This is a genomic window from Bradyrhizobium sp. (genome assembly GCF_035273305.1).
Classification (GTDB): Bacteria; Pseudomonadota; Alphaproteobacteria; order Rhizobiales; family Xanthobacteraceae; genus Bradyrhizobium.
Genome location: NZ_DATEPI010000166.1, coordinates 1 through 3,647, shown reverse-complemented (window position 1 = coordinate 3,647; position 3,647 = coordinate 1). Strand labels below are relative to the sequence as shown.

Sequence of the window (3,647 nt, the reverse complement as noted above, 5' to 3'; positions counted from 1 at the left end):
CGATCAGTCAGATGGCCTGAAGGTGAAACTCTGGCGAGGCGAGCGGATGTGCCTGATTGGCATGGAGGTGGACGAGCCAGAGGACGACTTTGTCGGATTCGCGATCGAAGTAAAAAGCCCCGGCAGTGCAGACTTCACACCGCTGCGCAACCGACTCGCATTCTCCTACGACAAACCGGCGAGCGAGGCTGTGACCGGCTATCGCAATTTTCCCTCTCTGGATGCTCCGTTCCAAAAATTTCGCTGGGTACATTTCCCATATGAGCCTACAGGGGGCGAATACCGCTATCGCATCACCAAACGGCACATGCCGAGTGACGATGTCCTGAAATCCGGCGCGACGGTGACGCTCCCGATAACACTCGATTCAGTTGTCTATGATGGCTTCCTCGATGTCGGGTTCGCCCGTAACTTTGCTTCCTCGCAAGCATATGAAGACAAGTACAAGGGCAATCCGGACGTGATCCCCGTCAACGCCGACGACGGCTTGAAATTCAAGAAGCTGCCCGGCGACGTGTATCAGTGGCTCGGCTTCGAGGCGTACGAGTTGATCATGGGGCTGCTGAAGGCGTGCGCAAACGACCATTCGATGAGTCTCGATGTCTTCGCATACGACCTTAACGAGCCCGATATCCTGCATTACCTCGAGCAAATGGGTGGCCGAGTCCGGGCCATCATCGACAATTCTGGTACGCATGGGGCTAGCAAGAGCGCCGAAACACAAGCCGCCAAGCGGCTGCAGCAATCGGCCGGCGCAAAAAACGTCAAGCGGATGCACTTCACCCATCTGCAGCACAATAAGGTGCTGATCGCGAAAAAGAACGGACAACCCGTGAAGGTATTGTTCGGTTCGACCAACTTCAGCTTCCGCGGCCTTTATATCCAGGCCAACAACGCATTAGTGATCTATGCACCCGAAGCCGCTGCGCTCTTCGAACGGGTGTTCGACATCGCATTTACAAATCCGGACGGCTTCAATCAGGATCCGATCTCCAAACAATGGCACCTGATTAACGTGCCAGGAAAGCCCGCCGTGCATCTCTGCTTCTCTCCGCATAAGGACACCGGCCTGTCCCTCGGTCCACTCGGTGGCGCGATCGATCAGGCGACTTCGTCAGTATTCTTTTCGATCGCATTCCTGAATCAAACCAAATCCGGCCCGACTCGGGAGGCGATCGACCGGCTCATGAAAAAGAACGTGTTCAGCTATGGCATTTCCGATAAAGCCGGAGGGTTGATCGTAAACAAACCGGACCACAGCCAAGGGATCGTCGATTTCAACTACTTGGCAAAGCATGCGCCGATGCCGTTTAAGGCCGAGTGGTCCGGCGGCAAGGGCATTCACGAGCATCATAAATTCGTCGTCACCGACTTCAGCCTGCCGACGGCCAAAGTGTTCACCGGCTCATCCAACCTCTCTCCGAGCGGCGAGAAAGGGAACGGCGATAACTTGGTAATGATCGAGGATCAGCGTGTCGCGACTTCTTACGCGATCGAGGCACTACGGGTATTCGACCATCTGCATTTCCGATCGGCAATGAGCAAAGCCTTTGGCAACGGATCAACGAAGGCCGCTCGCGGCAAAGCGGCCGCAAAAGCAGGCGCCCGTGGCGGCAAAGTGCAATCACAGGACGAAATGAAGCTGAGCAAACCGACCGCGATCAGCGGGAAACCGTCCTGGTTCGCGGGCTACTATCAGAAGGACACACAAAAAGAGCGTGATCGACTGTTGTTCTCTCGGTAGCCAGGCGCTGGGAGTTACGGCCAGTGCCACGCCAGCGGGCCGGCGAGCCATGCGGGCAATGTGAGCATATGCGTAAGATCGTCCGTGCTGACCGATAGCGCTACCGCACCGATCAGCGAGATGATGGTGCCGGCCACGACGCGGCTGCCGAACACTTCGTGCTTCGGATTGAGCCACCAACTGAAATAGATGCGAAAAACGATCGACAGGCGCTGGATCGGTGAGACGACCGACACGGGCGCAACCGCGAGCGCCATGTAGCGCGTCATCTGCGAGAGGCAGACCGCGATGCCCGAGAAGACGAACCACTTCATCGTGCTGCGATCGATGTCGCGGAAATCGGACCACTTGCCCGGCAATAGCAGCGTCAGAGCAAGCGCGAGGGTCGCGGCAAGATATGACACGAACCCGCCCGCGATGCCGACGGCAATGCCCTTCTTCTCGAAGGCCATGCCAATCAGAATCGGACTGAGTCCAAATCCGATCGCCGAGAGCAGCGAATACATGTAGCCCTCGGCGTATTGCGGGATGAACGTCGTCTCGGAAGGAGTCTCCGGCACGACTTCGGATTGGGCCGGCTTGTCCGGCCGCAGCGTCAGCCCGGGCCCGGCGATCACCAGCGCGATGCCGACGATGCGCAACAAAGTCAGCGGCTCGCGCAGCCAGAGCACCGCGAGCACGAGTGTGATTACCAGGCTGTATTGCTGCACCGGCGCGACGAGATTGGCGCCCATCGCCTTGGTTGCGCGGTAATTGCAATAGCGTCCCCAGGCGAAATGGATCACGCCGGCAATCGCAAGCAGCAGCCAACTGCGTCCGGAAAAAGCGGCGAGAATGCCGAACCCGCCGGTCGGCAGCATCGCGATGACGAAGATGGGCAACGCGACCGGCAGGCTGATGCCGACGGCCTGCAGCACCGTGCCGGTGAGTACGCCGCGGCGCATGCTCGCATTCGCATAAGCAAACGTCACCGCCGAGAGCAGCGACAGGAGTCCACCGAGCATTCAGGGAGTTCCGCGTGGAAGGAAATCGCCGGGATGGTCATAAACGCTATACGCGTTCTCCGTCCACCCAGACCGAGAGCACGTCAAGATCCTTGCCGAGCGCAACGAGATCGGCGCGCGCGCCGGCGATCAAGGCGCCGCGTTCGTGCTCGAGACCGAGGAAGCGCGCGTGCGTGAGGGTCGCCGAGCGCAAAGCATCCTCAAACGGGATCTGCGCGAGGGTCACCGCATTGCGCACGGCGCTCGCCATGTCGAGATGCGCGCCGGCGAGCGTGCCTTCACCAGTGCTGAGCTTTCCGTGCGCAAGCGTAATCGTCCGGCCCATCAGTTCGAAGTGCGTGAGCTCACTGCCGATGGTTGGCATCGCATCGCTCACCAGCGCAATGCCCTCTGCGCCTTTGGCGGCAAAGGCCGCGCGCACCGAGATGGCATCGACGTGGATGCCGTCGACGATCAGGCCCGCAATCAGCCGCGGCTCGGACAAGGCGGCGCCAAGGATCCCCGGCGCACGGCCCATCAGCGGCGGCATCGCATTGTAGAGATGCGTCACGCCGGTGAGGCCCTCGTCGGCCGCCTGCAGTACGCGCGCGGCGCTCGCCTCGCTGTGGCCGACCGACACGCGCACGCCCGACGCGGTAAGCGCGCGCACGAAGCCGTCGGGCACGCATTCCGGCGCCAGCGTCACCAGGGAGCCCCCGGGCAGATCGCGTAAAGGCTCCAGATCGCGCATCTCGGCCCGGCGAATGTGCTCCTTGCGATGCACGCCGGGCCGGGCGGGGCTAAGATACGGCCCCTCCAGATGCACGCCGAGGATGCCGTCCGCTCCGGCCGCAGTTCGCGCCGCGGTAATGGCTGAGCCCATCTGCTCGGGGGTGTCGGTGATCAGGGTGGGCAGCAGC

The 3,647-nt window shown here is 60.8% G+C and carries 3 protein-coding genes; 1 reads left to right on the top strand and 2 read right to left on the bottom strand.

Going from position 1 to position 3,647, the window contains the following annotated elements; genetic code table 11:
• Positions 1–1,744 (top strand): phospholipase D-like domain-containing protein (locus VJV58_RS11745; protein ID WP_324137515.1); only part of this gene is annotated, 1,744 nt, incomplete at its 5' end.
• A 14-nt stretch (positions 1,745–1,758) separates the two neighbouring features.
• Here the strand turns inward: VJV58_RS11745 and VJV58_RS11740 are convergent.
• Positions 1,759–2,748, bottom strand: coding sequence for an EamA family transporter (locus VJV58_RS11740; protein WP_324137514.1), 990 nt, complete (start codon positions 2,746–2,748; stop codon positions 1,759–1,761).
• Between the two features lie 46 nt (positions 2,749–2,794).
• The coding region (gene nagA, locus VJV58_RS11735) for an N-acetylglucosamine-6-phosphate deacetylase (protein WP_324137513.1) at positions 2,795–3,647 on the bottom strand (853 nt) is incomplete at its 5' end.

Excerpts from the sequence above, each read along its gene's own strand:
- VJV58_RS11740 (WP_324137514.1), bottom strand. The coding sequence starts at position 2,748 with ATGCTCGGTGGACTCCTGTCGCTGCTCTCGGCGGTGACGTTTGCTTAT.